Consider the following 26152-nt stretch of genomic DNA (forward strand, 5'->3'; position numbering starts at 1 on the left):
TCCGTGGATCTATTCACCTATTACCGTTCGACATCCAGTTACCGCGTGCGCATCGCGCTGGCCCTCAAAGGGCTGGATTACACCGCGATCCCGATCAACCTGTTGCTCGATGGGGGTGAGCAGCGCACACCCGGCTACAAGGCCGTCAATCCGCAGGGCAGGGTGCCTGCGTTGAGGCTCGACGATGGCGAGGTCATCACGCAGTCACTGGCGATCATTGAATACCTGGAAGAGCGCTATCCACAGCCCGCACTGTTGGCACAGGATTTTGTGCAGCGCGCTCGCCAGCGGGCAGTGGCGGCGTTGATCGGCTGTGACATTCATCCGTTGCACAACGTTTCGGTGCTCAATCGGTTGCGCGGTCTGGGCCATGATGAGCCGGCTATTCTCGCTTGGACCGGTCACTGGATCGGCGAAGGCCTGCAAGCCGTCGAGCAGTTGATCGAGGAGGACTGCTTCTGCTTTGGCGCCAGCCCTGGCCTGGCAGATATTTACCTGTTACCCCAGCTGCATGCAGCCCATCGCTATAACGTTGAACTGAGTGCGTACCCGCGTATTCAGCGAGTCGAACGCCTGGCCCTGCAACATCCGGCCTTTCAACGGGCACATCCTGATGCACAACCGGACAAGCCGGAGTAGGCTGCCCTCATGAAGCATTTTGGTCTGCAACTCATCTTTGGTGACTTCCTTGCGCGCAGCGTGCGCGGGATCCCGTGTGCGCCGCCCGCAGGACAGTGATTGCGTCGATTGCTCACTCTCACTTTCCTGCAAGGAGCCAGTCATGGCTGATCTCTACGAAGCTGACAAGTATGAAAATCCGATGGGCCTGATGGGCTTTGAATTCATCGAATTCGCCTCGCCGACCCCCAACAGCCTTGAGCCCGTGTTCCAGATGATGGGCTTCACCAAGGTCGCGACCCACCGTTCCAAGGACGTGACCCTGTATCGCCAGGGGGCGATCAACCTGATCCTCAACAACGAACCGCACAGCCTGGCGTCCTACTTTGCGGCCGAACACGGGCCTTCGGTATGTGGCATGGCGTTCCGCGTCAAGGACGCACAGCACGCCTATAACCGGGCACTGGAACTGGGCGCGCAGCCGCTGGAGATCGCCACTGGCCCTATGGAATTGCGCTTGCCTGCCATCAAGGGTATCGGCGGTGCGCCGTTGTACCTCATCGACCGGTTTGGCGAAGGCACGTCGATCTACGACATCGATTTCAACTTTATCGAAGGCGTTGACCGTCATCCGGTCGGCGCGGGCCTGAAATTCATCGATCATCTGACCCATAACGTGTATCGCGGGCGCATGGCTTACTGGGCGAATTTCTATGAAAAGCTGTTCAACTTCCGCGAACTGCGCTACTTCGACATCAAGGGCGAATACACCGGCCTGACGTCCAAGGCCATGAGCGCGCCGGACGGCATGATCCGCATCCCGCTGAACGAGGAGTCGTCCAAGGGCGCAGGGCAGATCGAAGAGTTCCTCATGCAGTTCAACGGTGAAGGCATCCAGCACGTGGCGTTCTTCACCGATGACCTGATCAAGACCTGGGATGCGCTGAAAGCCACCGGCATGCGCTTCATGACCGCACCGCCGGACACCTACTACGAAATGCTTCAGGGCCGGTTGCCTGATCACGGCGAGCCGGAAGCCGAACTCAAGTCGCGCGGCATCCTGCTGGACGGCTCATCGGAAGGCGGCGAGCGTCGGCTGCTGTTGCAGATATTCTCCGCCACCCTGATGGGGCCGGTGTTCTTCGAGTTCATCCAGCGCAAAGGCGACGATGGCTTTGGCGAAGGCAACTTCAAGGCGCTGTTCGAATCCATCGAGCGCGACCAGATCCAGCGCGGGGTGCTGACGCCGGATTGACTGGCTTACTTGCGCCGATGAGTCCAGAAAGTTGAGTTCCTGCAGGCGCGGACCGGGCGACGCTTCGCTTGTCCGCGAACTGCCGGGAGCCGGCAGCAAACCCGGCTGCCTCGGTATGCCAGACACAGCCGAGGTCACCGGTTCCAGGGCCGCTTTGCAGCCCATCGCAGCCGTCGTAACCTCCTGAAGCTCCCACGCCCTCCGGGCAGAAGCCCTGTTCTCCACGTCCAACGAGACTCAGGTATGACAATGATCGCCAGAAACCAGGGGCGAGAACGGTCGTGACTTAGCTGCGCAAGCGGCTGCCCCCCATACGCTCACTGATCGCGGTCGCTGTTTCTAAAAGACGTCGAGCCGCCTGACCCTGCGCCTTATCGTTCAACACCGACCCCGGCCCGACCACGGTGATCACGCCCACCAGCTTGTTGCCCATGGCAAACAGCGGCGAGGACGCTGCGTTGATGCCCGGCATCAACATCCCTTGAATCTGATGCACGCCAGTGGCGCGGATCTGCTTTATGTGGCGCTCGACCTCGTGCAACTGATCAGCACTCAGACGAGGCGTTTCCTGCTCGCGCAGCAGCGCCGTTTCACCCTGAGCCAGAAAGCTGTCGAACACCAGGCCGGTAGACGAGCTGAGCAACGGCAGCACCGAGCCGATTTGTGTCACCAGCGTCACCGCGCCCATCGACGGTTCGACATACACCACCGTCGGGCCTTTGTTGCCCCACACGGCCAAAAAGCAGGTCTGATCGAGTTCGTCACGCAGGCTGGCCAGCCACGGCGCTGACACTTTCAGCACGTCCAGCTTGCCCAGCGACGCCAACCCGACCTGCAGCGCCTCGCGCCCCAGCCCGTAATGGTTGTTGACGGCGTCCTGCTCGGCAAAGCCGCTGGCGATCAACGCCTGCAGGTAGCGATGGACTTTGCTGGGCGGCATACCCAAATGTTCGGCCAGTTTTGACAGGGACGTGGAGGGCGACAGTTCAGCGAGCGCCTTGAGCACGCCCAGGCCGACTTCGGCGGCCTGAACCTTCTGCTGGCGTCCGCCTGCCGGGCTTTCGGTTTCTTGAGTCATGGTCATGCGCCCGTCTGGAGAGGCAGCTTTATAGCTTGACCGGCTTTCAAACTCAAATTACGTTATGCGTAATTGTTTTACGATATTTCATCTATTGCTGTGTGACCCAATAACAACAAGAGGTCCAGATGGCTATTCATTCCAGCTTCGAAGCGTTGGCCTATCAATCGGGCTTCGCCAACCAGTTCAGCAGCGAGGCGCTGCCTGGCGCCTTGCCCATGGGCCAGAACTCGCCGCAGAAACACCCCCTGGGCCTGTATGCCGAGCAGTTCTCAGGGACCGCTTTCACCGTCGCCCGCAACGAGGCCCGACGGACCTGGTTGTACCGCATCAAACCGTCGGCGGCACATCCGCGCTATCAACGCATGGACCGGCAAATCACTGGCCGTGAACAAGGCCCGATCAACCCCAATCGACTGCGCTGGAACGCGTTCGATATCCCGGCCGAGCCCGTCGATTTCATTGACGGGCTGATTGCGCTGGCCAGCACTTCAGCGGCAGATCAGGCCGAGGGCGTCAGCGTTTATGTGTACGCAGCCAATACGTCGATGCAGCGCGCGTTTTTCAGCGCTGACGGGGAATGGTTGATCGTGCCGCAACAGGGGCGACTCAGAATCGTCACCGAGCTGGGTGTGCTGGACATCGGCCCGCTGGAAATCGCCGTGCTGCCACGCGGCCTGAAATTCAGCGTGCAACTGCTCGACGGCAGCGCTCGGGGTTACCTCTGCGAGAACCACGGCGGTGTCTTGCGCCTGCCGGAACTGGGGCCGATCGGTAGCAATGGTCTGGCCAACCCGCGTGATTTTCTGACGCCCGTGGCCCGGTTTGAAGAGCGTGACGAGCCTGTGCAACTGGTGCAGAAATTTCTCGGCGAACTGTGGACGACGCAACTGCAACACTCGCCATTCGATGTGGTGGGCTGGCATGGCAATAACGTGCCGTACACGTACGATCTGCGGCGTTTTAATACGATTGGCACGGTCAGCTACGATCATCCCGACCCGTCGATTTTCACCGTACTGACCTCGCCAGGCGCCGTCCACGGTCAGGCCAACATCGATTTCGTGATCTTCCCGCCACGCTGGATGGTCGCTGAAAACACCTTCAGGCCGCCGTGGTTCCATCGCAACCTGATGAACGAATTCATGGGTCTGATCGACGGCGCCTACGACGCCAAGGCTGAGGGTTTCATGCCGGGTGGCTCGTCGCTGCACAACTGCATGAGCGCCCACGGCCCGGACAATATCACCGCGGAAAAAGCCATTGCTGCGGACCTGAAACCGCACAAGATCGAAAACACCATGGCGTTCATGTTCGAGACCGGCAAAGTGCTGCGCCCCAGCCTGCATGCGCTGGCCTGCCCGCAGTTGCAGGCCGATTACGACGCCTGCTGGAACGGCATGGCCAGAACTTTCAACAAGGAATCATCCTGATGAGCGCCTCTTCACATCGCCGCAGCTGGGTCGCGTCGGCCAATAGTCACGCCGATTTTCCGCTGCAGAACCTGCCACTGGGTGTGTTCAGCCACGGTGGCACCGGCCCGCGCGGCGGCGTGGCCATCGGCGAGCTGATTGTTGATTTGCGTGCAGCGTTGGCCGCCGGGTTCTTTCAGGGCCCGGCGGTGCAGGCGGCCGAGGTCGCCAGCCGCGATCAGCTCAATGATTTCTTCGCGTTGGGCGCGGCTGCCCGGCAGGCATTGCGCAGCGCCTTGTTACAACTGCTGGATGAAAGCAGCCCGCAACGCGACCGTTTGCAAGCCACGACCGGCGTGCTGCTGCTCATGAGCGAGTGCACGATGCACATGCCGGCGCGGGTCGGTGATTACACCGATTTTTATGTGGGCATTCACCATGCGCTGAACGTCGGCAAACTGTTCCGTCCGGACAACCCCTTGCTGCCCAACTACAAGTACGTGCCCATCGGCTATCACGGCCGGGCTTCGACCCTGTGCCCCTCCGGCACATCCATCAGACGGCCCAGCGGCCAGACCCTGGCACCCGGTCAGGAAGCCCCGGCCCTGGGCCCTTGCAAACGACTGGATTACGAGCTGGAACTGGGCGTATGGATAGGGCCAGGCAACGCGCAGGGTGACGCTATCGGCATCGACCGCGCGGCGGAGCACATTGCCGGCTTCTGTTTGCTCAACGACTGGTCGGCGCGTGACATTCAGGCTTGGGAATACCAGCCGCTGGGTCCGTTTCTGTCCAAGAGCTTTGCCACCACGATTTCGCCCTGGGTGGTCACCGCCGAAGCCCTCGAACCGTTTCGCAGCCCTCAGCCGTCGCGACCGGAAGGTGATCCGCAGCCGCTGCCGTACCTGTTTGACCAGGACGATCAACTGCGCGGGGCGCTGGACATCGAGCTGGAGGTTTTGCTGCTCACCGAACAGATGAAAACCCAAGGGCTGGCGCCTCATCGACTGGGCTTGAGCAACTCGTTGAACATGTACTGGACCGTCGCGCAGATGGTTGCGCATCACAGCGTCAACGGCTGCAAGCTGCAAGCGGGCGACCTGCTCGGCACCGGCACGTTGTCCGGCCCTCAGGCGGGCCAGTTTGGCAGCCTGCTGGAAATGACCGAGGGCGGCAAACAGTCTGTGACGTTACCCGGTGGTGAAACACGAACGTTTCTGGAGAACGGTGACGAGGTGATTCTGCGAGCCCGGTGTCATCGTGAAGGGCAGGTATCGATTGGCTTTGGCGAGTGCCGGGGCAGGGTGACGGGCTGAGCGATTGCCCGGTCAACCGGGTATTTCGTACCAGCCGAGGAACATGTTCAGGGCTGACTCGACGACATTGCTCTGTTCTTGCGGGGTGAGCAACGCGGCATTGAAGGTCACTTGCGGCCAGAATGCGAACGACTTGAGCAGGGCGTGCATCTGCGTCGCTGCAAAGCCTGGATCGACGGGTTTCAGGCGGCCGTCCTTTTGCGCGGCGCGAATCCAGGCGCTGAAGGTTTCTTCGCGCTCGTTGATGCGCGCCAGCCACACTTGAGCACGTTCCGGCGAGTGTATCGTGGCACCTACTACTACCCGCGCAAGGTCCAGAAAACTGCTGTCAGTGAGGTTGCGCATCTTGCCCCAGAGCAATTCCAGCAGTTGCTCGCGCAGGCTGACGAGCGGCCGATAAACCACCTCCGATTGCGGCGGAGCACAGTTCCACAGGCGCTGAAGCATTTCGGCGAACAGTTCTTCCTTGCTGGGAAAGTGGTTGTACACCGTGCGTTTGGAAACCTCCGCCCGCGCGGCGATACGGTCCATGCTGGTGATCTCGAAACCACGATCGCCAAACTCGGCAATGGCCGCCTGGACGATGGACTCGCGTTTCTGATCGGTGAGGCGCATGGGTTCGGTCATAGGTTCGCTTCAAACGTGCGTTTAGAGAAAATTACACTCGGCAGTTTACTTGTCGCCAAGGATCATGCAAGCTTAAAACTACACCGTGTAGTGTAAAACACTGTTACATATTTTTCATCGGACATCCTGCAACGGGATTCACGTACAAAGTATGCACGGCTGGAGCCTCAACCTGTCCCCAGGAGTCAGCAAATCATGGCCTCGACACACCCGAAAAAGGATGTCTCTTCACTGCCTGTCTTGTCTCGTCACGAGGGGCGCTATCAGAATCACACGCCCATGAAGCCATTAGGCTTTTTTCGCATGCTCGGCATCTTCTGGGATCAGGCATTCAACAAACCCAGGGACACGCGCCCGGCGGGGGAGATTCCGGTGCAACCGCTGTCGCGTCAGCAATTGCTCGCAGCACCGAACAACACCGTGTATCGCCTTGGGCATTCGACCGTGCTGCTCAAGTTGCGCAACCGGTTCTGGCTGACCGACCCGGTGTTTGCCGAGCGTGCTTCGCCGGTGCAATGGGCCGGGCCGCAGCGCTTTCATCAGCCGCCGATCAGCCTGGAAGAACTGCCGCCGATCACTGGCGTGATCCTCTCGCATAACCATTACGATCATCTTGACCATATGGCCATCAAGGCGCTGGTCGACAAGACCGAGCACTTCCTCGCACCGTTGGGCGTGGGTGACAAGCTGATCGAATGGGGCGTGCCTGCGCACAAGGTGCAGCAACTGGACTGGTGGCAGTCCACAGAGGTGGCGGGCATAACATTCGTCGCCACGCCTTCGCAGCATTTTTCCGGACGCACGTTGCGCGACAGCAACCGCAGCTTGTGGGCCTCCTGGGTGATGATCGATGACGATCAGCGGATCTTCTTCAGCGGTGACAGCGGCTACTTCGACGGTTTCAAGACCATTGGTGAGCAGTACGGGCCGTTTGACCTGACCCTGATGGAAACCGGTGCCTACAACGTCGAATGGCCGCAGGTGCACATGCAGCCAGAGCAGACCCTGCAGGCCCACCTTGACCTGCGCGGTCGCTGGCTGCTGCCGATTCATAACGGCACCTTCGACCTGGCGATGCACGCCTGGCACGAACCGTTCGACCGGATTCTGGCCCTGGCCTGGGAGCAGAATGTGTCGATCACCACGCCGATGATGGGCCAGCCGTTCTATCTGCAATACCCGTGTCGCGCAATGACCTGGTGGCTGGGGGTCGATGAAGTGGTCGCGCCCGAGTCAACTCAGGCGCATCCGGCGAGTGGCGAACGGTCCTGTAACTGCCGTCGGCAAAATGCCTGATATCGTCGGGCGAGGCGCTGCTTGATTGCATTTTGATGCTATCGTGCTCGCGCAGACCTGCTCAGCCGGTCGCAGCGCCAGCGAGATGCCTCGATGCTCAACAGTAATGCCCTGAGAAAGCTGGACATGCAGGACCTGATGGTCTTTGTCTCAGTGTATGAGCAGCGCAACCTGACGCTGGTTGCGCAGGCGCTGCATGTCAGCCAGTCGACGGTCAGTTACTGCCTGAAAAAGCTGCGTGCCAATTTCGAAGATGACCTGTTCATCTGCACCCGCAACGGCATGCGTCCGACCCGTAAGGCGCTGGCGATGCATGACCACGTGCAGCAGATTCTGCAGCGGGTCAATCTGTGTCATGACGGCCTGAACCTGTTTGACCCGACCCGCAGGCACACCACGTTCACCGTCTGCGCTCCCGAGTATTTCGAACTGCTGGTATTGCCGCATTTGCTGCGTGACTTTGCGACTGCCGGTTTTTCGGTCACGGTCAATGTGCAAAAACTGGACAAACAACTGCCAGCCGAGCCGCTGAGCGATGGTCGTATCGACCTGGCTCTGTGTTTTGGCCCGGGATTTCATCGCCTGCCAGACAGCCTTGTTTCGCAGGTATTGCTTGAAGATGACCTAGTCTGTGTCATGGACACGCGATCTGCGCCGCTGAGCGCATTGATCGACACGCAGACGTTCACCCAGCGGCGCCACGTGTACCCGACACCGTGGACATCCGACACCAATATCGTCGATGGCTGGTTGCATGAGCAGGGGCTGTCGCGGGACATGTCGTGCGTGCCAACAGCTACCGTGCGGCGCTGCAATTGCTGGAAGGCACGGACTTTATCCTGGTGCTGCCACGGCGCATCCAGACCCTGCTGGGCAACGAGCCGTGGATATCCGTTTTCGAACTACCGCCCGACCTGCCGGGTTTCAGCCTGGACATGCTCTGGAGCGAAAACGCTGATCAGGCCGAGGCCAGTGGCTGGCTGCGTGAGCAGATCGTGAAGGTGTGCGCCGAGCGCGGGTTGCTTTGAGCGGTGTTGTACTGGAATCCAACTTAACCCCGCTGCGCTGCACACTCAAGATCGGACGCAGGGCGTCGCACGATAATCTTGTAACTGTTGCTCGCGCAGAAAACCGCTTTCCGGGTTTTTCAGGACTTGTCTTTCTGCGGATCAGGTGAGGTAGCAGGCCGGGGCTGTTCGCCCTGCTGGTTGAGTGCTTTGTTTTTTTCGCCTACTTTGCCGGCGTTTTCTGGTTTGTGATCGAGGTCTTCACGCTTGGATTCATCTTTCATGACTGTTCTCCAGATGGCTGGGCTATCTGGATATTGGTCACTGGGCGTGCAGCAAGATTCGATTTATATGACGCGCGGTCCGGTGCAGCTTTTCAGGCACTGAACCGCGCAAAACGCATCAGCTCAGCAAGGTCAGCACGTCTTTGGCCGCCTGCGCAGAGCTGGCCGGGTTCTGCCCGGTGACCAGCTTGCCGTCGGTCAGCACGTAAACGCTCCAGTCATCGCCCTTGGAGTAGTCGCCGCCCAGTTCCTTGAGTGCGTCTTCGACCAGAAACGGCACCACGTCGGTCAGGCCAACTGCTTCTTCTTCGCTGTTGGTAAAGCCGGTAACGCGACGGCCCTTGACCAGCGGCTCGCCATTTTGCGCTTTGACTTTACGCAGCACGCCGGGCGCGTGGCACACCAGGCCATGCGGCTTGTCAGCCTTGGCGAATGCTTCGATCAGGGCAATGGAATGCTGGTCTTCTGCCAGGTCCCATAGTGGGCCATGACCGCCCGGATAGAACACTGCGTCGAAATCGGCAGCGTTAACCTCGGCGAGAAGACCAGTATTGGCCAGCACTTTCTGAGTATCGGCGTCTTTGGCGAAACGCTCGGTTTCAGCGGTCTGTGCGTCAGGCTCATCGCTTTTCGGGTCAAGCGGCGGTTGACCGCCAGCAGGCGAAACCAGCGTGACTTCGGCGCCGGCATCTTTAAACACGTAGTACGGCGCAGCAAACTCTTCGAGCCAGAAACCGGTTTTCTTGCCGGTGTCGCCCAGTTGGTCATGGGAAGTCAGAACCATCAGGATTTTCATATGCACGCTCGTTGTTTAAGGGTTGAGAGGGTGTAGACAGGCAAAAGCCTGAGGAGTTATCAGAAACTTTACAGCCCAAACGAAACGAGGCCGGATGTCGACGTATTGGCGTACGTCGAGGCCCGGCCTTGTTCAGCAAGCAGCGCTGAAAGTTTCAGTGATGGATCATTGCTCCTTGGTCAGGTCCACCAACGGCTCTTTGCGCACTTCGGTCTCGCGACCGTCCTGAATGCGCTTGATCTGCCCCAGCGTCTTGTCGACCGCACCCTTGTCAGCCAGCAGGCTGTAGGTGATCTGGAACTGACGTTGCTCTTTGGGCGCGATGGTCGGTACCAGGTTCAGCGGGCGCTGAAAGCGGCGGTTGTAGGAGAAACTGGTGCCTGGCTCCAGCCCGGTCACGTAACCCTGGCCTTTGGTGTCGGTGTTTTTCCACAGCGAGAACACCGGCAGTTGCTGTGTATTGAAGCCAACCGCTACGCCGAGGTTGCCGGCCTTGTTGTGCAGCACAGTGACTGTGTCGCCCTTGGCGTCGCCATAAGGCACGATGTTATAGACCGTTTCGTCGTAGTCCGGCGTCGGTGCGCGGTAAGTCTGCCAGTCGCCCAGATCACCCTTGGCCTTCTCGTTGAACGGCGAGACCTGTTTGACCGGCGCTTCAAAACGCGCGCCCTGTTCCAGGAACGGCGTGCTGAAGTTGCTGTGGTAGAGCGCCTGGTATTCTTTCGGATAATCGCCGTTGTTGGTCAGCGTATCGTTGAGCGAAAAGCTCGTGCTGCCGGGCTCGGTGACCAGTTCGGTCTGCACCGAGAAATCGACTTTCTTGAACGCCTGTTCCTTCAACTCACCCTTGAGGCGGATCGCATACGGCGGTTTTTCGTCGATCTGCAGCGTGACCTTGCTGGCCGGAATGTTGGCGGCGCGACCGTGCAGGGTCAGCAACTCGCCATTGTCCATGCCCGGATGACCGACCCACTCGTAGCCGCAGCGCGCGACCAGTTCGTTGAAGCCTTCCAGCCAGCCCAGTCCGCCACGGCCATTGAGCTCGATGAACGCCGGGTTGACCACATCCTTGACCGGCGAATCCCAACCCATGCGCACATCGCCAACCGACGCTTGCAGCACGTTCATGCCACGGGTCGGCACCACCGAAAGCTTCATGGTGCCGTTATCGATATCGATGATGCTCACGCCTTCCTGACGACCACCGTGCAGGGTGCGCAGGGTAATGGTAAACGGCTTGTCGGTCTTGACGCCCAGTTGCTGGCTGGTGATCTGCTGATTCTGCGCAGCCTTGTCGGTGTCGAGCAGCACGTAATCCCAGGCAAAAACACTGGAAGCGGCGGTCAACGCGCCGAGGCCTACGAGCAGGGGAAGGGATTTCATGGCGGTGGTCCTTCTGAAATTATTGGAATTATGGTGTTGCATTTGGACGCCTATTTAACGCTCAGTTAAACGATTCAGCAACTGCGCGATATTCAGCGACTGCACCGGCTTTTTCGTGAGCAAGCGAAGCGTCGCCCGGTTCACACAAATGCGCTACCGCGGCCGGGGCGTCGAGCCGCATTGCTCGCGAGGGCTTGATGCACACTCACCCCGGCATCTGACCAGCACGAGCATCGCCCAGCAGCCGCTCGATCTGCGCGTGCTCCCAGCCACTGAGCAAGCTGACCGGGTCGGTGCGCAGCCAGCTTTCGAACGAGCCTTCCCGGCCTTGCGGGCATCGGCAGTATCGGCAACGGGTCGGACTGCTGTCGGTAATTTCCAGGGTGAGCAGCCAGCCTTCTATTTCGACCTGCTGCAACCCCGCGTCAGAGGCTTCGCCGATCAGCCGCAGTGACCTTGTGCCCATCGCAGCGTCCCGCAGTTGCTGGTAAACCTCACGCGTGCTCAAGGTTCTCATCGAATTCACCCGGTTGCATGTGCATGGAGTAAAGCACGATTTTGACCCGAGTCCGATAAGGTTGATGAGTCATTCAAACTGGCTGAAAACCCTTCAGGATTTCGCCGCGGCAGCAAACAGGTTTTCGACCTCGGGCCGGGTCTGGTTGATCGCGCCCAGTTGGCGGATCAGCTCCGCCTGCCGGCTGCCACGTATGCCTGCAGTGGTCATCACTGCATCACGCACGTAGGTGTAGACACCGCTCACGCCAAACGGCGTGACATGGCGCACGTGCTTGCTGATCCCTTCGGTGATCGCCTTGAAATGCTCGCCAGCGTAGTAAGTGCGGCGTGTCCAGGCCGACTCGAAAACCAGTTCCATCATGACGATATTCAGCCGCGATGCTTGGACCTGGTGATTAACCCCTGGCGCAGGCGGTGCAGGCTCGGCGTTGTCGTAGGGTTGCGCCAGGTGCAGGCGCAGCTTGAGCACTGCATCGCAAGCGGCCATCGCGCGCGCAAGCTTTTCTACCGCATCACGGGCGGCGGGCAGGTTGTTGCCGTCTAGGTGGAAATGCAGGTGCATTTTGTCCAGCGTGGCTGTTTCATTGGGGATCGGGTTGGCCAGGCGATCTACCAGCGTGCTGGAACCGTCCGGCACATCGTAGGCGATGGTTTCTTCGAACATGTTCTGCTCGTCGGAAAACAGCAGGGCGCTGGCGTCCTTGAATTGCGTCTGGTCTGCGGCAGACAAAAAGCCGATTTCCACGCCGCCATCCAGCACGTAACCCTGCAGAGGCTTGACGCCTTCAATGACGGGCCACAAGTGACCGTCCTTTTCGCGGGTCAGGTGGTGCTGCACGTACCAGCCCAACCCCGCAAGGCGCGCGCACAACGGGCCGTGGACATCTCGCCAGTAAGTGGCAAACAACTCGTGAGGCACGCCGTTCTTGCGCAGCACGGTGGTGTAGGAATTGATGACGATGTTCTGGTCTCGAGTGCCGTAGCTGCCAGTGAACGCTGAGTTGTGCATGGGGCTCTCTATCCTGAAGGTGTCTACCTCAGGCGTCTCGCCGGGAACGTAAGTTCAAGGAGATTTACCGGCGGGCACATGCTCGTGCAGCAATGCAATGCAAGGCGAAACGAACAGATGACCCCGATACGCGCCACCCAGGGTATGCACTGCCACAATCGACCACATGACGGCCAGCATCGCGACCAGGCCCACGCCAAACACATCGAAAAAACTCAGGTTCAATGTCGCGCCAAGCTTGAGGGTTGCCAATGCGTACACACCGAGCGGAAAGGTGAACGCCCACCAGCCCAGATTGAACGCCAGGCCCTGCTTGAAATAACGCAGCGTGATCAGCCCGGCCAGCGCCATCCACCACAGGCCCAGCCCCCAGAAAAGCGTACCGACAATCACGCCCACACCTGCTGTCACGGTGCCGACCGATGCCAGCCCGTGCGCAGCAAAGATCTCCGGGGCGTCGCTGCCCATCACCAGCATGCCCAGTGCGCCCGTACCGATCGGCCCGAGTGCCAGCCAACTCGACGCCGCCATGCTCTCGTGGGGCAGTTTGTGCAGCGCCAGCCGCAGCAGCAGAATGACCAGAATGCTCAGCGCCACGGGCACCGAATAGGCCCACAGCACATAACTGGTGATCAGCACGGTGAACTGCGCGCTTGTCGTTGCAAGATGCGCGGTCAGTGAACCACCGCAGGCCGCTGCAACTTCTGCCGCGACCACAGGCAACAGCCACACAGCCGTCATCTTTTCAATGCTGTGCTCCTGACGGGTGAACATCATGAACGGGATCAGCACGCCACAAGCCAATGCCATCGCTACATCCAGCCACCACAAGGCTTCGGCGACCGGCACCACTGCATCGCCCCAGCGCGCCGGTCCGAACACCAGCAGGCCGTTGATAATGGTTGCCAGGCCCATGGGGATGGTGCCAAAGAACATCGAGACCGTTGAATGGCCAAAGATCTGCCGCGCCTCGTCGAAAAACAGCATCCAGCGGCTCGCGTACATCACGCTGAACAGGGCGAACAGTGCCACATTGAGAAACCACAGCGCTTCACCTGCGTCGCGCAACCAGGCCAGATTTCCCGGCAGTTGGGCGAGTGCCAGCGACAGAATGCCGGTGCCCATGGTGACGGCGAACCAGTTGGGCGTGAACTGGCGGATGGCTTCGCGTGGGCTTGCCAAAGCGGTGAAGGGTGCGTTACGCGTGATGACAGTGGCGAAGCGGCTCATGACGTTGTCCTGCTGGGTGGCGGTGGAATCTGCCAGCAGTCTACGGGTCGACAATCAATTCCATAAACGGGTAATCTCGATACTCATTACCTGATTTTCAGGTAGATCTGTCGGAGTTCAGGCGTGAGACTCAACCTGCGTCAGTTGCAGATTTTCTGTGCGATCACCCGCTTTGGCAGCACCACCAGCGCCGGCAATGCACTGGCGTTGTCCCAATCGGCAACCAGTGCTGCGCTCAATGAACTGGAAGGCGCGCTGGGCACCCGCCTGTTTGACCGGGTGGGCAAGCGCCTGGTACTCAACGACAGCGGCCAGAGCTTATTGCCGCGCGCCATGAAAATGCTGGAAAACGCCCAGCAGATCGAAGACAGCTTTCTAGTGCCCGATGCCACGTTGAACGCACGTTTGCGAATCGGCAGTAGCAGCACTATCGGCAATTACGAGCTGCCGTCGATCGTCGGCGCACTGCGCGAATCAGCACCCTTGCTGCGGGTGGACGTGGACATCGGCAACAGCGCGCTGATCGCTCGCAAGGTCGCCCGGTTCGAGATCGACATGGGGCTGATCGAGGCACCCTGTCATCTTCCGGAACTGATCGCCGAGCCGTGGAGTGTCGATGAGATGGTCATTGTTGCTGGCATCAATCACCCGCTGGCCCGCCAGAAACAGGTAACGCTGGGTGAGCTGCAGGACGCGGAATGGCTGTTGCGCGAGCCGGGTTCAGGCACCCGCGAAGAAGTCGAGCACCTGTTGCTCAGGCACTTGCATGATCTACAAGACCTGCGCGAGATAGGCAGCTCCGAGGCGATAAAGCGCACCCTGGCTCAGGGCATCGGCATCAGTTGCCTGTCCCGTCGGGTGGTGGCTGACTTGCTGGCGAGCGGGCAGTTAAAAGCGCTTGCCAGCCCGTTGCCGCCGTTGAATCGGCGCTTTTTCATGATCCGGCACCGCGACAAGTTCATTTCGCCGAGCCTGGAGCGTTTCCGCGAAGCCTGTCGCCAGGCCACCGATCAGGCGGCCACGTTGCGCCACGGCTTGAGCCACAACGCCAGCCCGATCAGCAGCAGCACACCATAAAGGCCGCTCAAGCCCAGTTGCAGCCAGGTGTTTTGCAGCGGGTGCAGCAACAGGGCGGCGATCGCCATCAGCAGGCTGCCCAACGCCCAATGGCTGCGCCACGGCAAGGCGCCCAGCAACGACTGCCGACGCATCAGCAGCACACCGGTGACCAGTGCGCCGCCCAGTGCGGCGATGGCGATGCCGGTCAGGCCGAACACAAAGGGCAATGTGCCGAGCAACAGCGCGTTGCACAGGCTGCCGATCAGTTCGCAGTTGAGCGGCAGGCGCGTGTCACCGGCCGCGTAGGCATAGCGCGCCAGCAGGGCGTTCCAGGCACCGAACATCAGCGGCGCTGCGAACCAGGCCAGCAGCCCCGGTAGCGGACCGTCGTGGGTCTGATTGGGCAACAACAGCGTGACCAGCGCACCCGCCGCGCCAATCAGGCCGGCTACGGCGGGCAAGGTCAACAGCGTGGCGCTGCCCAGCCCGCGTCTCAACAGGGACAGACGCTGATCGCCCGCGCTGCCGCTCATCAGCCCCAGCAGCACCTGATTCAGGCTCATCAACGCAATCAACGGCAGGTTGATCAGCTTGCGTGCCAGATTGACCCAGGTCACTGCGCCTTCTCCGAGCAGCGAAGCGACCATTCGCTCAAGCAGGGCAAGCCCTTGGCTGGCTAGGTTGCTGCTCAGCAGTGGCCCGATGCGTTGCAACAGTTCGCGCACGGCACCGGCTTCCGATTGCCACTGCCAAGGTCGCCAGCCTGAACGGTACAGCGCCGGCAACAGCACACTCGGCATCAGCACGCTGCCCACTACGCAGGCACTGGCCACGCCCATCGACGTGGACGCATGACCCAAGGCGGCGAGGTAGATCACCGGCGGCAAATTGAACAGCAGCGAACCCAGCCCGGCCAGCACAAACCGCGAACGCGCCTGCAACGGCACGCAGAACAGCGCGTGTAACAGAAAGCCGGGTGCGCACCACGCCAGCCAGTGCAGGCCGCTGGCAGCCTGGGCGTAACCCTCGGCATCCAGCCCCGGCCCGATCAAACGGACCAGTATTCCGGCACCCGCTGCCAGCAGGATGCTCACTGCCACACCGGTCAGCAGCAGGCGCGGGGCCATGCCTGCCAGCCAGCGCTGCTGCCGCTCGGCCGAACGTTGCTGGTACAGCGGCAATGCGGCAGCGCTGAGCAACCCCGCTGCGAGCGACATGCGCAGCGCCTCGGGCACAAACATCGAGACCAGAAAGGCATCGCTCTGGCCCCCCGCACCCCAGGCCGCCACCAGCAGCCATTCACGGGCAAAACCGGCTGCCAGGCCGGTGAGGGTGGCCAGTGTCAGCCAGAGTGTCGAGCCAAGCATCGCCTGCGCCGCTGATCAGTGGAACAAGGTGAACAGGCCTTTGCCGCCCACCTTGTAATTGAGATTACGCGCGCGCTCGCCTTTGACCTCGGCGTTCGGCCCGCTGACGATCGCGTAGGGCGCAACAGGTTTGGACACCACGCTGTTGCCGCCCACCACCGCGCCTTCACCGATATCGGCGCCGAAGGAGAGCAGGGCGCGGCTGCAGATCCACGCATAGTCGCCGATGAACACCGGCCCGCCGACGGCCCAGAATTCAGGTTCGTTGAGGTCGTGGCCGCCGGCGATGATCAGCACATGCGAAGCGATGGTGACGTGATCACCGATCACCAGCCCGCCGCGCGCGTCCAGCTGGCAGTGCCAACCCACGGTGGTGTCGTTGCCAATGCGCAGGCTGTCGACGCCGAGCACCTCGGTGTTGCGCCAGACGGTCGAACCCTTGCCGATTTTCGCCCCGCCGATGCGCAGCCACAGCAGGCGCAGAGTATGGCTGGGGATCTTGCAGATGAGGATGTTGTAAGCCTGCTCCCAGGTTCGCAACATACGGTCACGCAGGGTCGGCCAGTTGATTCCGTACAGCGGAATCAGCTCCCCCAGCGTCTCGCTCGCCAGCAGCTTGTAGAAGCGCCGCGCCAGCGGGTTTTCGATTCTGGGCTCGATGTTCAGGTAGCAGATGAACGACAGGGTCCGCTCCTTGATACGTGTCTCGAAGCACACTTCGTTGTCGAGCATCCACTGGTAGGCTGCTTCCAGCTCGTCGAGTGGCACCGCCATCTTGCGTGCATAGTCGGGCAGTGCCTCTCTGAGATTATGAGAATGCAGCATGCGGTGTTTCATGAGGAGGCTCCCGGCTCGGGTGAGGTGACAGGGTATTGATGAGTGCGTGCGGCCTGGGCGCGCAGGCGTCGGGTTTCGTGCAGGCTGATGCCGACAAACAGCCAGAACAAGGCAGCCAGCACGCTGGTAAAACTGAAATAGTGGTCAAACAGGCCGCTGAACAACGCCGCCAGCACACCCGTCGTGCAGCCCAGCGCAATGGCGTTTTGGTGAGTCAGCACCACCCGGCCGGACGCGGGGCGCACGTCCTTCCACCAACTGACGGTGACGGCAATGAACAGCAGCATGCCCGGCAGGCCGATCTTGTAGATGAAATTCAGCCACAGGTTGGAAATACCGAATTGGGTGTAGCCCAGCACCGGCGGGTCGGTCTTGAAGCCGATGCCGAACGGAAAGGTGGCCATGGCGTCCGGAAAGTGGCTGTACTCCAGAAAGCGAATCGCCGTGCTGACGTCGTCATCGCTGAACAGGCCCATCAACCGCTCTTGCAGCGGCGGATAGAACATCAACAGCACGACACCGGCAACCATGCCGCCCATCAACAGCCGTCCCAAATGCGGAATACGCCGCCGGGCCATCCACAGCATCACGGCCACCAGGCTCACCAGCGCACCGCGTGAACCGGTCAGCAGCAGGCCGATGGCCCCCAGCACCGCCACCGCCAGGCCCAGCTTGCGGGCTGCGCCACTGCGCGTCATGCCAAAGCAGAACGCCAGCGGCATCAGCATTGCCAGGGCTCCGCCTGCCACATTGGGGTGCATCCACGGCGAGCCCATCCGGCTGGAGAACGATTGCAGGCTTTCGTTGAGAATATCGGCGCCGCTGTAACCCAGGCTGCCAAGGATGGGGATAATGGCCGTCCCCGAGCGTTTGGTCACGTAGACCGAAATCGACATCAGCAACAACAGTAATGTCCCGCCAAGCACCGCTACGACCAGGCTTTCCAGGGTCTTGAGGTCGGTGAGCAGGCGCGGCACGAGAAACAGAATCGACAGGTTGAACAGCCAGCGGACCCAGTTGACCGGCCCGTTGCCTTCGGCGACGACGGTCAGCTGGCCGACCAGAAACGGGAAAGCACTGAACAGCATCAACGCTACCAGCAGCCGCTCGGTGCGCAGCATGGCGGGTGCTTTGTCATGCATCTGGAACACACCCTGCAACAGATAGCTGGCCCACGTCAGCATGATCAGCGCTTCGGACACCGTGGTGCGGATGCCGATCTGCACCGTGGAATAGGGCAGAAAGGTGCCGATCAGACCAAACAGCAGCAACCCGAGCACCGGGCGGCGAATCACCGTGACCACCGCGGCGATACCGAGCATAGCCATCAGCACCAGCGGTATCGGCAACAGCCAGATCATCACCCCGAACAACAGGCTGATCAGCAATCCTACGGGCATGGCCAATGGCATCAGCGCAGTTCCTCCAGCGCAGCGTGCACGCGTTCGCAAAAGGCTTTCAACTGATAGCGTTCAGTCCAGTCTCTGGCGATAGCCGGGTCTTCTTCAGGCGCCTGCGAAAGGCTGCCCATCAGCCTGATGAGGTTGCCGCTGTCGTCAGGCGAAAAGCGTGGGCTGTCGGGCGGGGCGACTTCATTCAGCGACGAGCCGGTAGCCACGGCAACCGGTGTGCCGACGTTCAGCGCCTCAATCACCGGCAAGCCGAACCCTTCGCGTCTGGACGGCTGCCAGAGCCGCTCGGCATGCTTATAGACCGCGTGCAGCTCGGCATCGCTGAGGCCGCTCAGCACATGCAGCCCGGGCAACTGACGCTGGGCTTCGGTCAACGGCTCGTCGCCGCCGACCAGCACCAGCTCCGGGGTCTCGACAAACTGCATGCGCGCGGTCTGCCAAGCATCGACGAACCATTTGATGTTCTTGCGCGGCTCGCGCGTGCCCACGCACAGCCAGTAACGCTGAGGCAGACGCAACTGAGTGATATCGGCCGGCTCGCCCTGGAAGCGCTCGACCAGCAATGGCACGACGCGCAGTTTATCCCTGATGGCGGGAAACAGGCGTGCGGCCTCGTCGGCGGTAAATTGTGAGGGCACCCAGATTTGATCGGCGACCTTGAGCGACCAGGCTATCGACGCGTAGTCGGTAAAGCGGTAGACCCGCGCTTTAAGCCGTGAGCCATGATTGTTCTGCTCGGTGAGCTGAAACAGGTCATGCAATTGCAGCACGTAGCGCATGCCCGCCGGTTTGCGGCCCAGCGGCAGGCCCATGTTGATATTCGCTACGTAGATATCGACCCCTGCGTCGCGCAATGCACCGGGCAGAAATGCGCCTTCGAAGCGCAGGCGATCGGGCAGACGATGCACCGAGTCCAGTGGCGCTGCCCAGCGCGGGGTATGAATCAGGCGGCGCACCGGATGGTCGTAAGGCGCTACACCGAACAATTGCAGTTGCACGTCCGGGTGTTCGCGGAAGGCTTTTTCCAGCGCGAAGTTCTGCCGGCCAATGCCGCTGACGGGATAACCGGCAGCCGCGCGGTAGTCGAGTCCTATACGCATGAGCGCGATCCTTGCTTGGGTTGCGAAAAACGGGTGTAGATGACTTCCAGTTGCGCGGCCGACACAGACCAGTCGTGCCTGGCGCGTACATAAACGCGGCCAGCCTCGCCGATCTGTTCGAGCCGTGCCGGTTTGTCGGCGTATTCGACGATCAGTGTTGCCAGCCCGGACGCGTCTTCGCTGCCCAGATAATGTTCACCATTGGTGACCGACAGGCCGGAAACGCCCTGCGCGGTGGTCACCACCGGCAGACCGGCAGCCATGGCTTCAAGGGTCTTGAGTTTCGAGCCGCCGCCTTGGCGCAGTGGCGCGAAGAACATCGCAGCGCCGGCCTGCAGGGTGCGCAAGTCCGGTACAAAACCCATCCACTCGATGCGCGGGTCAGGCCAGCGTTCACGCCAGGTTTGAGGCATGCCAAAGCCGCCAATGGCAAAGCTCACATCAGGTGCCTGGGCCCAGACCTGCGGCATGATTTCGTCCAGCGCCCATTCGATGGCGTCGATGTTGGGGCCGTACTCGTAGTTGCCGATGAACAGCAGGCGACGGCTGTTGCGGTCAGCGTGAACGCTGGCGTAGTAGCCGCAATCGACACTGTTGACCACATAGGAGGTGGCCCTGCCGCTGAGGCGCGACAGCACTTTGGCGTCGTCTTCGGTGACCGCGATCAGTTCGCCGGTCTGGCGAAACACGCGGGTTTCCCAGCGTCGGTAGCGCCAGCGATCGTATACCGCGAACGCATTGGCCCAGCGTGGCAGGCGGTCGTAACTGGCCGCACCCAGATCGGACTCGACGTTGTGCTCGGTGAGCACGAACGGCTTGCCCGAGCGCTTCAGCGCGCGCTCGAATGGCTGAAAGGAGTAGGTGTGTTGCAACTGAATGATGTCCCAGTGTTGCGCAAGCAACTGCTCGAAGGCTTTTTCCAGTTTCGGCGCGTAACCGTTGACGCTGGCGAGCATTGGCGCCGGTGCGAACGCCACGGCCAGCAGGGTGCGCAGGCTCGACAGCGGGCGACGTTCGATCACGATCAGGCGCTCCAGCCAGGGCTCCAGCGCCGAGCGAGTGTTTTCGTCCAGGGCAGTCTTGGACTGTACCAGCAGGGTAATACGGTGGCCGCGCGCTGCCAGGTTGCGCAGCAAATGGTATTCCCGGGTCTTGCCGCCACTGGTGGTCGGCCACGGCAGATAGGGGAGCGTCCATAGAATTCGCATGGCTTAGGGCTTCCATTCCAGGATTTGCAGAGACGGCTTGAGCAGCAGAGTAATGCCCTGGCTGCCGGACAGCGGGGTGCGGCTGCCGGTCAGCGGGTCATGCACGACGGCGCTGGTGATGTTCGGGAGCGTCAGCGATGTGCCGGCAGCGCTCCAGAACATCAGCAGGCGAGTGCCGTCTTCACGGGTCCACGGCACGGCGTACAGGTCGTCCGGTACAGCGCTTACCGCGGGCGGATCGGCAGGTTGCAGGCGCGGGCCGGTGATCTTCAGAAAATTCTGCAGCGCGGTGTAGACCGGTTTGGGGCTGGCTTGCAGGTCGAGCAGCCCGTAGCCTTGGTCGCGGGCCGACGCGCGTTCATCCAGATCGCTGAGGTTGAACAGGAAGATACGCTGGAAATCCATTGCACTCATCAGCGCCAGGCGTCGCAGGGTGTAGTCGGCCTGGCCGGGAGTGCCGATCAGACGCTGCATCTCCACAGGGCCGGCGTAGCTCGACCAGCCCCATTCGGTGGCCCACACCTGACCGACGCCATTGCTGTGCAGCAGTTGGTTCATGGCGTTGGCGCGCACCAGAAAATCACGGTCCGGCACCGAGTCGCCTTCCGGGTACTCGGAATACGGGTGGTAGGCGGCGACGATGTTCTGCTGGCCCAGGCCGTTGTCGATCAAGGTCTGCAACATATAGCCGGAGGTACTGTGCATCTGGCTGTAATAGGCCATGCCTGCAGTGACGATGGTCTTGTTCGGCAGCACGGCGCGAATCGCATCGGCGGTGGTGGTCAGCAGGCGACCATACGCCGCCGGGTCTTCCTTGGGCAGCCAGATGATGTTCGGCTCGTTCCAGACCTGCCAGTTGTTCACCTGTGGGTAACGCTGGGCGAGGGCGGTCATGCGTGCGGCAAACACGCTGAAATCCTTGGGCGGGTATTGATCGCGGCTCTGCGCGTCGGCCGGCGCGCTGCTGGCGAAAGACGCCGAACCGACCATGTACGCCAGCGTGTTGTAGTTGCGGGCCTTGATCGCCGCCATGGCGGCATCCAGTTCGGTCAGGGCGTACTGGTCCTTTTGCGGTTCGATGATTGGCCAGTGGATGGTCAGCCGAACCCAGTTCAGGCCCAGCTCGTCGAGGCGGTTCATCTGTTGCTGATAGATGTCCGGCGCGAAGTACTGAAACTGCACGTTGACGCCGAGAAAATCCTTCCAGACCACTTCGCGCGGGCCTTTGAGCACTGTCGCAGCCTGAGCGGCGGCGCTCAGTGTGGCGGCGATCAGTGCAGTGGTGACAGCGAGCCGGAATCTGGATGAACGTTGCATATCATTTTTCCTCGCAGGCTTGGCGGAAGACATCCCGGAAATGTTCGGCAGTGCGACTCCAGACCCTGGCCTTGCCCATGTGCGCGGCGTTTGCGGCCCATTGTTCGACCAGCCCCGGTGTTGCGCAAACACGTGCCAGCGCGCTGGTCAGCCCCGCTACATCGCCCTGCGGGTAGATCATGCCGTTGCCGTGCGAGACTTCCTCGGCAAATGATCGCGCATCGGAGGTAATCACGCCCCTGCCACAGGCCACTGCCCACGACAGTGCGCCGCTGGTACCGCGCAGTTTGCCAAGAATCTTCAGTTTGCTCGACTCGCGATAAGGCAGGACCATCACATGATGGGCCTGAATGACCTGCGGGATTTGTTCGGCAGGTAGGTCCAGTTGCCAGTCGATCAGGTCGACCAGCCCCAATTGACGAATGTGCAGGCGCAACTGCTCCAGATAGCTGCCCGACGGGCCGAAGGCCATTTCCGGCGCGCTGCCGCCGGCCAGGGTCAGGCGTACGGCGAAGCGTAATTGCGGCTGAGCGGTGAACACATTGGCCAGCGCATCGAGCAGGTCCTCAATGCCCTTGCCGCGATAGATAAAACCGAAATACAGCAGGCGCAAGGGCTTCAAGGGCGGCAGCGGCACAGGCTCGATGGCCACGTTGCCATGATTGATCACCACCATCTGCGTGGCGTCGAGCCCCATGCGCTGGCGCAGGCTCAGGCTGCCAGCCTGAGTCAGCGTTACAAGGCGGGTCATGTGCCGCGCCAGTTGCCGCTCCTCATGCAGGCACAGCGGGTCGGCCAGCACCGTGGCGATCTCCGGCAAGGGCGAACGCATGCCGGCCGCTATCGACAGCGGCCATGGCAGTTTCTCGCGCCGCCACACCAGCCGCTCCGGGTCGTGCACGGTGGCCGTCAGTGGCAGGTTCGGGAACCGCTTGCGCAGGGCGCGAAGAGCCTGAAATTCAGCCAGCCGCCCGCCGCCCAGTTCGGCATGAACCAGATTGATTTCGCTCCAGTCCGTGTCGGCAACACGCTGCTGCGCGGCACGAGGATCGTTACCGATCCCCTGCAGCGGCGTGCTGACTTGCAGGCCGAGGCCTTCGAGCGCCTGACGCAGATGCCCGGCGTAGTCGGCGATGCCGTTCTGCTCGGGAGGCAGTGGCGCAAGCAGGGCAATGCGCATCAGCCACGGCTCCCTATCCGCTTGAGGAATCTGAGAACCTGCTCCGGCACTTCAAAACGCCGCCGGTTGATGATGATGCCGTCGACTTTCTTGAACGCGGTATTGAGGTTGTGCAGCGTGTCTTCAAGCATGGGCACCGTGGTGTCCTCGGCGCGCACCACCAGAACGATCAGTTCGGCCTTGCGCAACAGCACAAATGCGTCCTGATTGGCCGACAGCGCCGAGGCGTTGATCAGGACGATTTCGCCAGGGCTTGCCGGGCCGGGGCCTTGGCTGCGGACACGATGGCCCTGTTCGGTCAACAGCGTACTGAGCCGCTCGATCACAAACGACACACCTGCGCCGGACTTGACCGAGGTGAAACCGAGGGTAAGCCCGCGTTCTTCCACCTGATCCAGCGGCAGAATGCCGTACACCCGATGCAGGTTGGAGCTAAAGGCGGCACTGCGTTCCTGAGCGCGCTCAAGATCGGGCAGGCTGGTCCAGACCGGAACGCCAAAACTGCGCTCGATCTTGTCGCCGTCATGAATACGCTGGTCCAGCAGGTAGAAGAAATAAAGCGCGAGCGCCCCCACCACGAAGCTCAGCGGCAGTGCCAGGAGCAGCATCAGCAGGCTTTTCGGGAAGACCCGGCTCGGGTTGAAGGTCGCTTCCTCGATGGTCGCGATATTGCTGATCTGGCTGTTGTCCAGTTCACGGTCAATACGCGATTTTTCCAGGCTGTCCTTGTACAGCGCGTAGCTTTTCTCGGCCGCGTCCAGTTCGTTCTGCAGGCGCGAAAGCTCCGGCTCCAGATTCAGGGCCTGCTGACGGTCGGTTTCCAACTGAGCAATCTGCGCGTTCTGCTGGGCGAACTGGGTTTGCAGGCGTGCGTAGCTGGTCTGCTGATCGGCATAGACGTTCTGCATCCGGTTGTAGATCGGGTTGGGCGTGATGCTTTCCGAGCGCTGAACCGTCGCATCCTGCCCGTTGAGCAGCTTCTTGAGGTTGTCGATTTCCTCGTTGATGGCGCGAATCGGCGGTGCCTGCTCCTTGAAGGAACGAAGCATTTCCTGGCGTTCCACTTCCTTGCCGTTGATGCGGGTCTGCAAGTCCTGGCGATTGGGGTTGAGCGCCAGCTCACGTCCGGCCGAAACCGTCTTTGGCTGCTCAGCCAGTTGCTTTTTCAGCAGGTCCAGGCCGGCCTTGGTCGAGGCGATGGAGCGGGTCGTGTTATTGCGCTCGGTGCGCAGATCGTTGAGCCCCTGCGAGGTATCGGCCAGGCGCTGGGAAATGCTCACCGCGCTCAGTTGATTGAGGTAGTTCTGAATCTGTTTCTTGTACTCGATGATGTTCTCGCCGGTGCTCTTCACTTCCGACTCGTAAAACGCATACAGGCTGACCCGGCCAAGGGTCTTGGTGCGTTGCAACTGGTACTCCTCGATCCAGGTCCTGAGCACGGTTTGCGCGGTGGCAGGGTCGTTCCAGGTAAACCTCAGTTCCATCACCGATGAGCCAGGCTCATGGCTGACCTTGAAGTTTTTCTCCAGGTCTTCGGCCAGCCGGTCGGACTGTGAACGGTTTTCCACCAGGCCGATAAACTGCAGAACGCTGCGCACGCCGTCAATGACGGCGCCAACGACCGCTTTGATGCCTTTCTTGATTGACGCCAGCACACCGGTTTCAGGGGGCACCATCGACAACTCCGCCAGGTACTTCTCGGACACCGCACGCATGATCGGCCGACCGGTCAGCATGCGCTCTTCGTCCAGCAACGGGTCGCGCAGGCCGCTCGGTATCACGATGGCTTGTCGGTCGGAAAGCTCGATAGGCACGGTGCTGCTGTCGCGGCCAGGCTTGACCAGCAGCAGGGCCGTCGATTCGTAGCGGTTGGGCAGCAGAAAGGCGCCCAGCAAAATGATGACGAAGGTCGCCACTACAGTAATCTTGACCTCGCGCTTGAAAATGAAGAACAGGCGCAGCAGGTCGCGGAAGGAGCGGATGTTGATCATGTCTGTATCCCTGACAATTAATTGGTACTGCGCAACTCGTAGTTCAGGCCCAGGCCGATCGACTTCGCAAAGGGAATCAGCTGGTTGAAATACAGGGATACGCCGTCAACTTTGTTGCCGACCGTGGATTTGGGAACGAACACGATATCGCCGCGTTTCAACAGCACTGGCGCGGTCATGCCACCGGCATCCGCCCAGAGGAACTTGCTGTAGTCGAAAAAGTAGGTCTTGTAGAGCCCGTTTTCTTCCTGGCGCAGCAGTGCGACCTGGCCAGCGTCGGCGTCCAGCGCCACGCCGCCTGCGCCGAGAATCGCTTGATTGAGGTTGGTGGCCACGTTGATAGGCAGCGTGACCGAGTTGCGCACCGCGCCGCCGACAAACACGGTATTGCCTGGCGACTGGGAAATATTGATGGTCAGGGCAGTCTCGCGGTAAACGTTCTGCAACTTGCTTTCCAGCAAATCATTGAGCTGTTGCAATGTCAGGCCGGCAGCCTTGACGGTGCCGATATACGGGTAGGAAAAAGTGCCGTCGTTGAGCACCTGAAACAGGGTCAGTTCATAGATAGAGTTGGCCGTGAACGCCGAAATCGACGGTGCCTCGCCGCTGTTGCGCACGATTCGCAAGGTGTCGCCGGGACGAATCCTCTCCGGCGGCAGTGGTTTGCCGGCAAGCGCACGGCCAGCCGCCTGGCCCGCCTCTATCTGTGCACGGTCGTCGGGCAAACCCACCCTTGACGGGGTGTTGCACGCACTCAACAGCAATAAGCTGGCGATCAGCATCATGCTTTTCATTGGTCCTGAGCTCCTGTCATGCACAAATACGGCTCCCTTGCGGGTAATAAATTCATG

General features: G+C 60.9%; 23 protein-coding genes and 1 pseudogene. 7 read left to right on the forward strand and 17 right to left on the reverse strand.

Annotated features, from left to right (window positions below):
- Positions 1-3 precede the first annotated feature (3 nt).
- Positions 4-639, forward strand: coding sequence for a maleylacetoacetate isomerase (maiA, locus tag QRN38_RS04095; protein WP_057418921.1), 636 nt, complete (start codon positions 4-6; stop codon positions 637-639).
- A 142-nt stretch (positions 640-781) separates the two neighbouring features.
- Positions 782-1873: a 4-hydroxyphenylpyruvate dioxygenase gene (gene hppD / locus QRN38_RS04100; protein WP_005765135.1), complete on the forward strand. Its 1092-nt coding sequence runs from the start codon at positions 782-784 to the stop codon at positions 1871-1873.
- A gap of 286 nt (positions 1874-2159) precedes the next feature.
- Here the strand turns inward: hppD and QRN38_RS04105 are convergent, their stop codons facing one another.
- Positions 2160-2957 carry an IclR family transcriptional regulator gene (locus tag QRN38_RS04105; RefSeq protein ID WP_032621456.1) on the reverse strand — a complete coding sequence of 266 codons (798 nt, stop codon included), beginning with the start codon at positions 2955-2957 and terminating at the stop codon, positions 2160-2162.
- Between the two features lie 122 nt (positions 2958-3079).
- Here QRN38_RS04105 and hmgA point away from each other — a divergent pair, with 122 nt between their 5' ends.
- Positions 3080-4384 (forward strand): homogentisate 1,2-dioxygenase, encoded by a 1305-nt coding sequence (gene hmgA / locus QRN38_RS04110; protein WP_007245325.1) that lies wholly within the window; start codon positions 3080-3082, stop codon positions 4382-4384.
- Positions 4384-5679: a fumarylacetoacetase gene (fahA, locus tag QRN38_RS04115; RefSeq protein WP_057418922.1), complete on the forward strand. Its 1296-nt coding sequence runs from the start codon at positions 4384-4386 to the stop codon at positions 5677-5679. Before hmgA ends, fahA begins: the two co-directional genes overlap by 1 nt.
- Before the next feature lie 12 nt (positions 5680-5691).
- Here fahA and QRN38_RS04120 read toward each other — a convergent pair whose 3' ends face one another.
- Positions 5692-6306, reverse strand: coding sequence for a TetR/AcrR family transcriptional regulator (locus QRN38_RS04120; RefSeq protein ID WP_005765127.1), 615 nt, complete (start codon positions 6304-6306; stop codon positions 5692-5694).
- 195 nt (positions 6307-6501) lie between these two features.
- On the opposite strand from QRN38_RS04120, the gene QRN38_RS04125 reads away from it, so the two are divergent.
- Positions 6502-7602, forward strand: a complete 1101-nt coding sequence (locus tag QRN38_RS04125) for an MBL fold metallo-hydrolase (protein ID WP_005765125.1) — start codon at positions 6502-6504, stop codon at positions 7600-7602.
- A gap of 93 nt (positions 7603-7695) precedes the next feature.
- Positions 7696-8630, forward strand: a pseudogene (locus QRN38_RS04130) (LysR family transcriptional regulator).
- A gap of 119 nt (positions 8631-8749) precedes the next feature.
- Here QRN38_RS04130 and QRN38_RS04135 read toward each other — a convergent pair.
- The 6 genes from QRN38_RS04135 to QRN38_RS04160 form a co-directional block, all read right to left on the reverse strand.
- The gene (locus QRN38_RS04135; RefSeq protein WP_003378113.1) at positions 8750-8893 is read right to left on the reverse strand and encodes a hypothetical protein; all 144 of its coding nucleotides are present in this window, start codon (positions 8891-8893) and stop codon (positions 8750-8752) included.
- Between the two features lie 118 nt (positions 8894-9011).
- Positions 9012-9689, reverse strand: coding sequence for a type 1 glutamine amidotransferase domain-containing protein (locus tag QRN38_RS04140; RefSeq protein ID WP_057418923.1), 678 nt, complete (start codon positions 9687-9689; stop codon positions 9012-9014).
- A gap of 165 nt (positions 9690-9854) precedes the next feature.
- Entirely contained in the window at positions 9855-11072 is a 1218-nt protein-coding gene (locus tag QRN38_RS04145) for an aldose 1-epimerase family protein (protein ID WP_005765121.1), read from the reverse strand.
- Between the two features lie 205 nt (positions 11073-11277).
- Positions 11278-11589, reverse strand: coding sequence for a DUF7693 family protein (locus QRN38_RS04150; RefSeq protein ID WP_005765119.1), 312 nt, complete (start codon positions 11587-11589; stop codon positions 11278-11280).
- A gap of 93 nt (positions 11590-11682) precedes the next feature.
- Complete coding sequence (locus QRN38_RS04155) at positions 11683-12600, reverse strand: hypothetical protein (protein WP_057418924.1); 918 nt, start codon at positions 12598-12600, stop codon at positions 11683-11685.
- A gap of 54 nt (positions 12601-12654) precedes the next feature.
- On the reverse strand, positions 12655-13830 hold the full coding sequence (locus tag QRN38_RS04160; protein WP_057418938.1) for a TDT family transporter: 1176 nt from the start codon (positions 13828-13830) through the stop codon (positions 12655-12657).
- A gap of 123 nt (positions 13831-13953) precedes the next feature.
- Between QRN38_RS04160 and QRN38_RS04165 the strand changes: the two genes are divergently transcribed.
- A complete protein-coding gene (locus QRN38_RS04165; protein WP_057418925.1) occupies positions 13954-14907 on the forward strand; it encodes a LysR family transcriptional regulator in 954 nt (317 codons plus the stop codon).
- On the opposite strand, the gene QRN38_RS04170 is transcribed toward QRN38_RS04165, so the two are convergent.
- The 9 genes from QRN38_RS04170 to QRN38_RS04210 are packed head-to-tail and all read right to left on the reverse strand — an operon-like array spanning position 14841 to position 26095.
- Positions 14841-16256 (reverse strand): lipid II flippase MurJ, encoded by a 1416-nt coding sequence (locus tag QRN38_RS04170; RefSeq protein WP_057418926.1) that lies wholly within the window; start codon positions 16254-16256, stop codon positions 14841-14843. The genes QRN38_RS04165 and QRN38_RS04170 overlap by 67 nt on opposite strands.
- Positions 16257-16271: 15 nt before the next feature.
- On the reverse strand, positions 16272-17093 hold the full coding sequence (locus tag QRN38_RS04175; RefSeq protein ID WP_005765105.1) for an acyltransferase: 822 nt from the start codon (positions 17091-17093) through the stop codon (positions 16272-16274).
- Positions 17090-18505 carry an O-antigen ligase family protein gene (locus QRN38_RS04180; protein WP_057418927.1) on the reverse strand — a complete coding sequence of 472 codons (1416 nt, stop codon included), beginning with the start codon at positions 18503-18505 and terminating at the stop codon, positions 17090-17092. Before QRN38_RS04180 ends, QRN38_RS04175 begins: the two co-directional genes overlap by 4 nt.
- Entirely contained in the window at positions 18505-19605 is a 1101-nt protein-coding gene (locus tag QRN38_RS04185) for a glycosyltransferase family 4 protein (RefSeq protein ID WP_005765101.1), read from the reverse strand. Before QRN38_RS04185 ends, QRN38_RS04180 begins: the two co-directional genes overlap by 1 nt.
- Positions 19596-20813, reverse strand: coding sequence for a glycosyltransferase family 4 protein (locus QRN38_RS04190; RefSeq protein ID WP_057418928.1), 1218 nt, complete (start codon positions 20811-20813; stop codon positions 19596-19598). Before QRN38_RS04190 ends, QRN38_RS04185 begins: the two co-directional genes overlap by 10 nt.
- A 3-nt stretch (positions 20814-20816) precedes the next feature.
- Entirely contained in the window at positions 20817-22130 is a 1314-nt protein-coding gene (locus tag QRN38_RS04195; protein ID WP_122247839.1) for a cellulase family glycosylhydrolase, read from the reverse strand.
- A gap of 1 nt (position 22131) precedes the next feature.
- Positions 22132-23310: a glycosyltransferase gene (locus QRN38_RS04200; RefSeq protein WP_057418930.1), complete on the reverse strand. Its 1179-nt coding sequence runs from the start codon at positions 23308-23310 to the stop codon at positions 22132-22134.
- Positions 23310-25301, reverse strand: a complete 1992-nt coding sequence (locus QRN38_RS04205; protein ID WP_005765098.1) for a GumC family protein — start codon at positions 25299-25301, stop codon at positions 23310-23312. The genes QRN38_RS04200 and QRN38_RS04205 overlap by 1 nt, the downstream gene beginning before the upstream one ends.
- Before the next feature lie 17 nt (positions 25302-25318).
- Positions 25319-26095, reverse strand: a complete 777-nt coding sequence (locus tag QRN38_RS04210; protein ID WP_003378084.1) for a polysaccharide biosynthesis/export family protein — start codon at positions 26093-26095, stop codon at positions 25319-25321.
- Between the last annotated feature and the right edge of the window lie 57 nt (positions 26096-26152).

It is taken from the genome of Pseudomonas sp. CFBP2511 (genome assembly GCF_030209255.1).
In the GTDB taxonomy this organism is placed as follows: Bacteria; Pseudomonadota; Gammaproteobacteria; order Pseudomonadales; family Pseudomonadaceae; genus Aquipseudomonas; species Aquipseudomonas avellanae.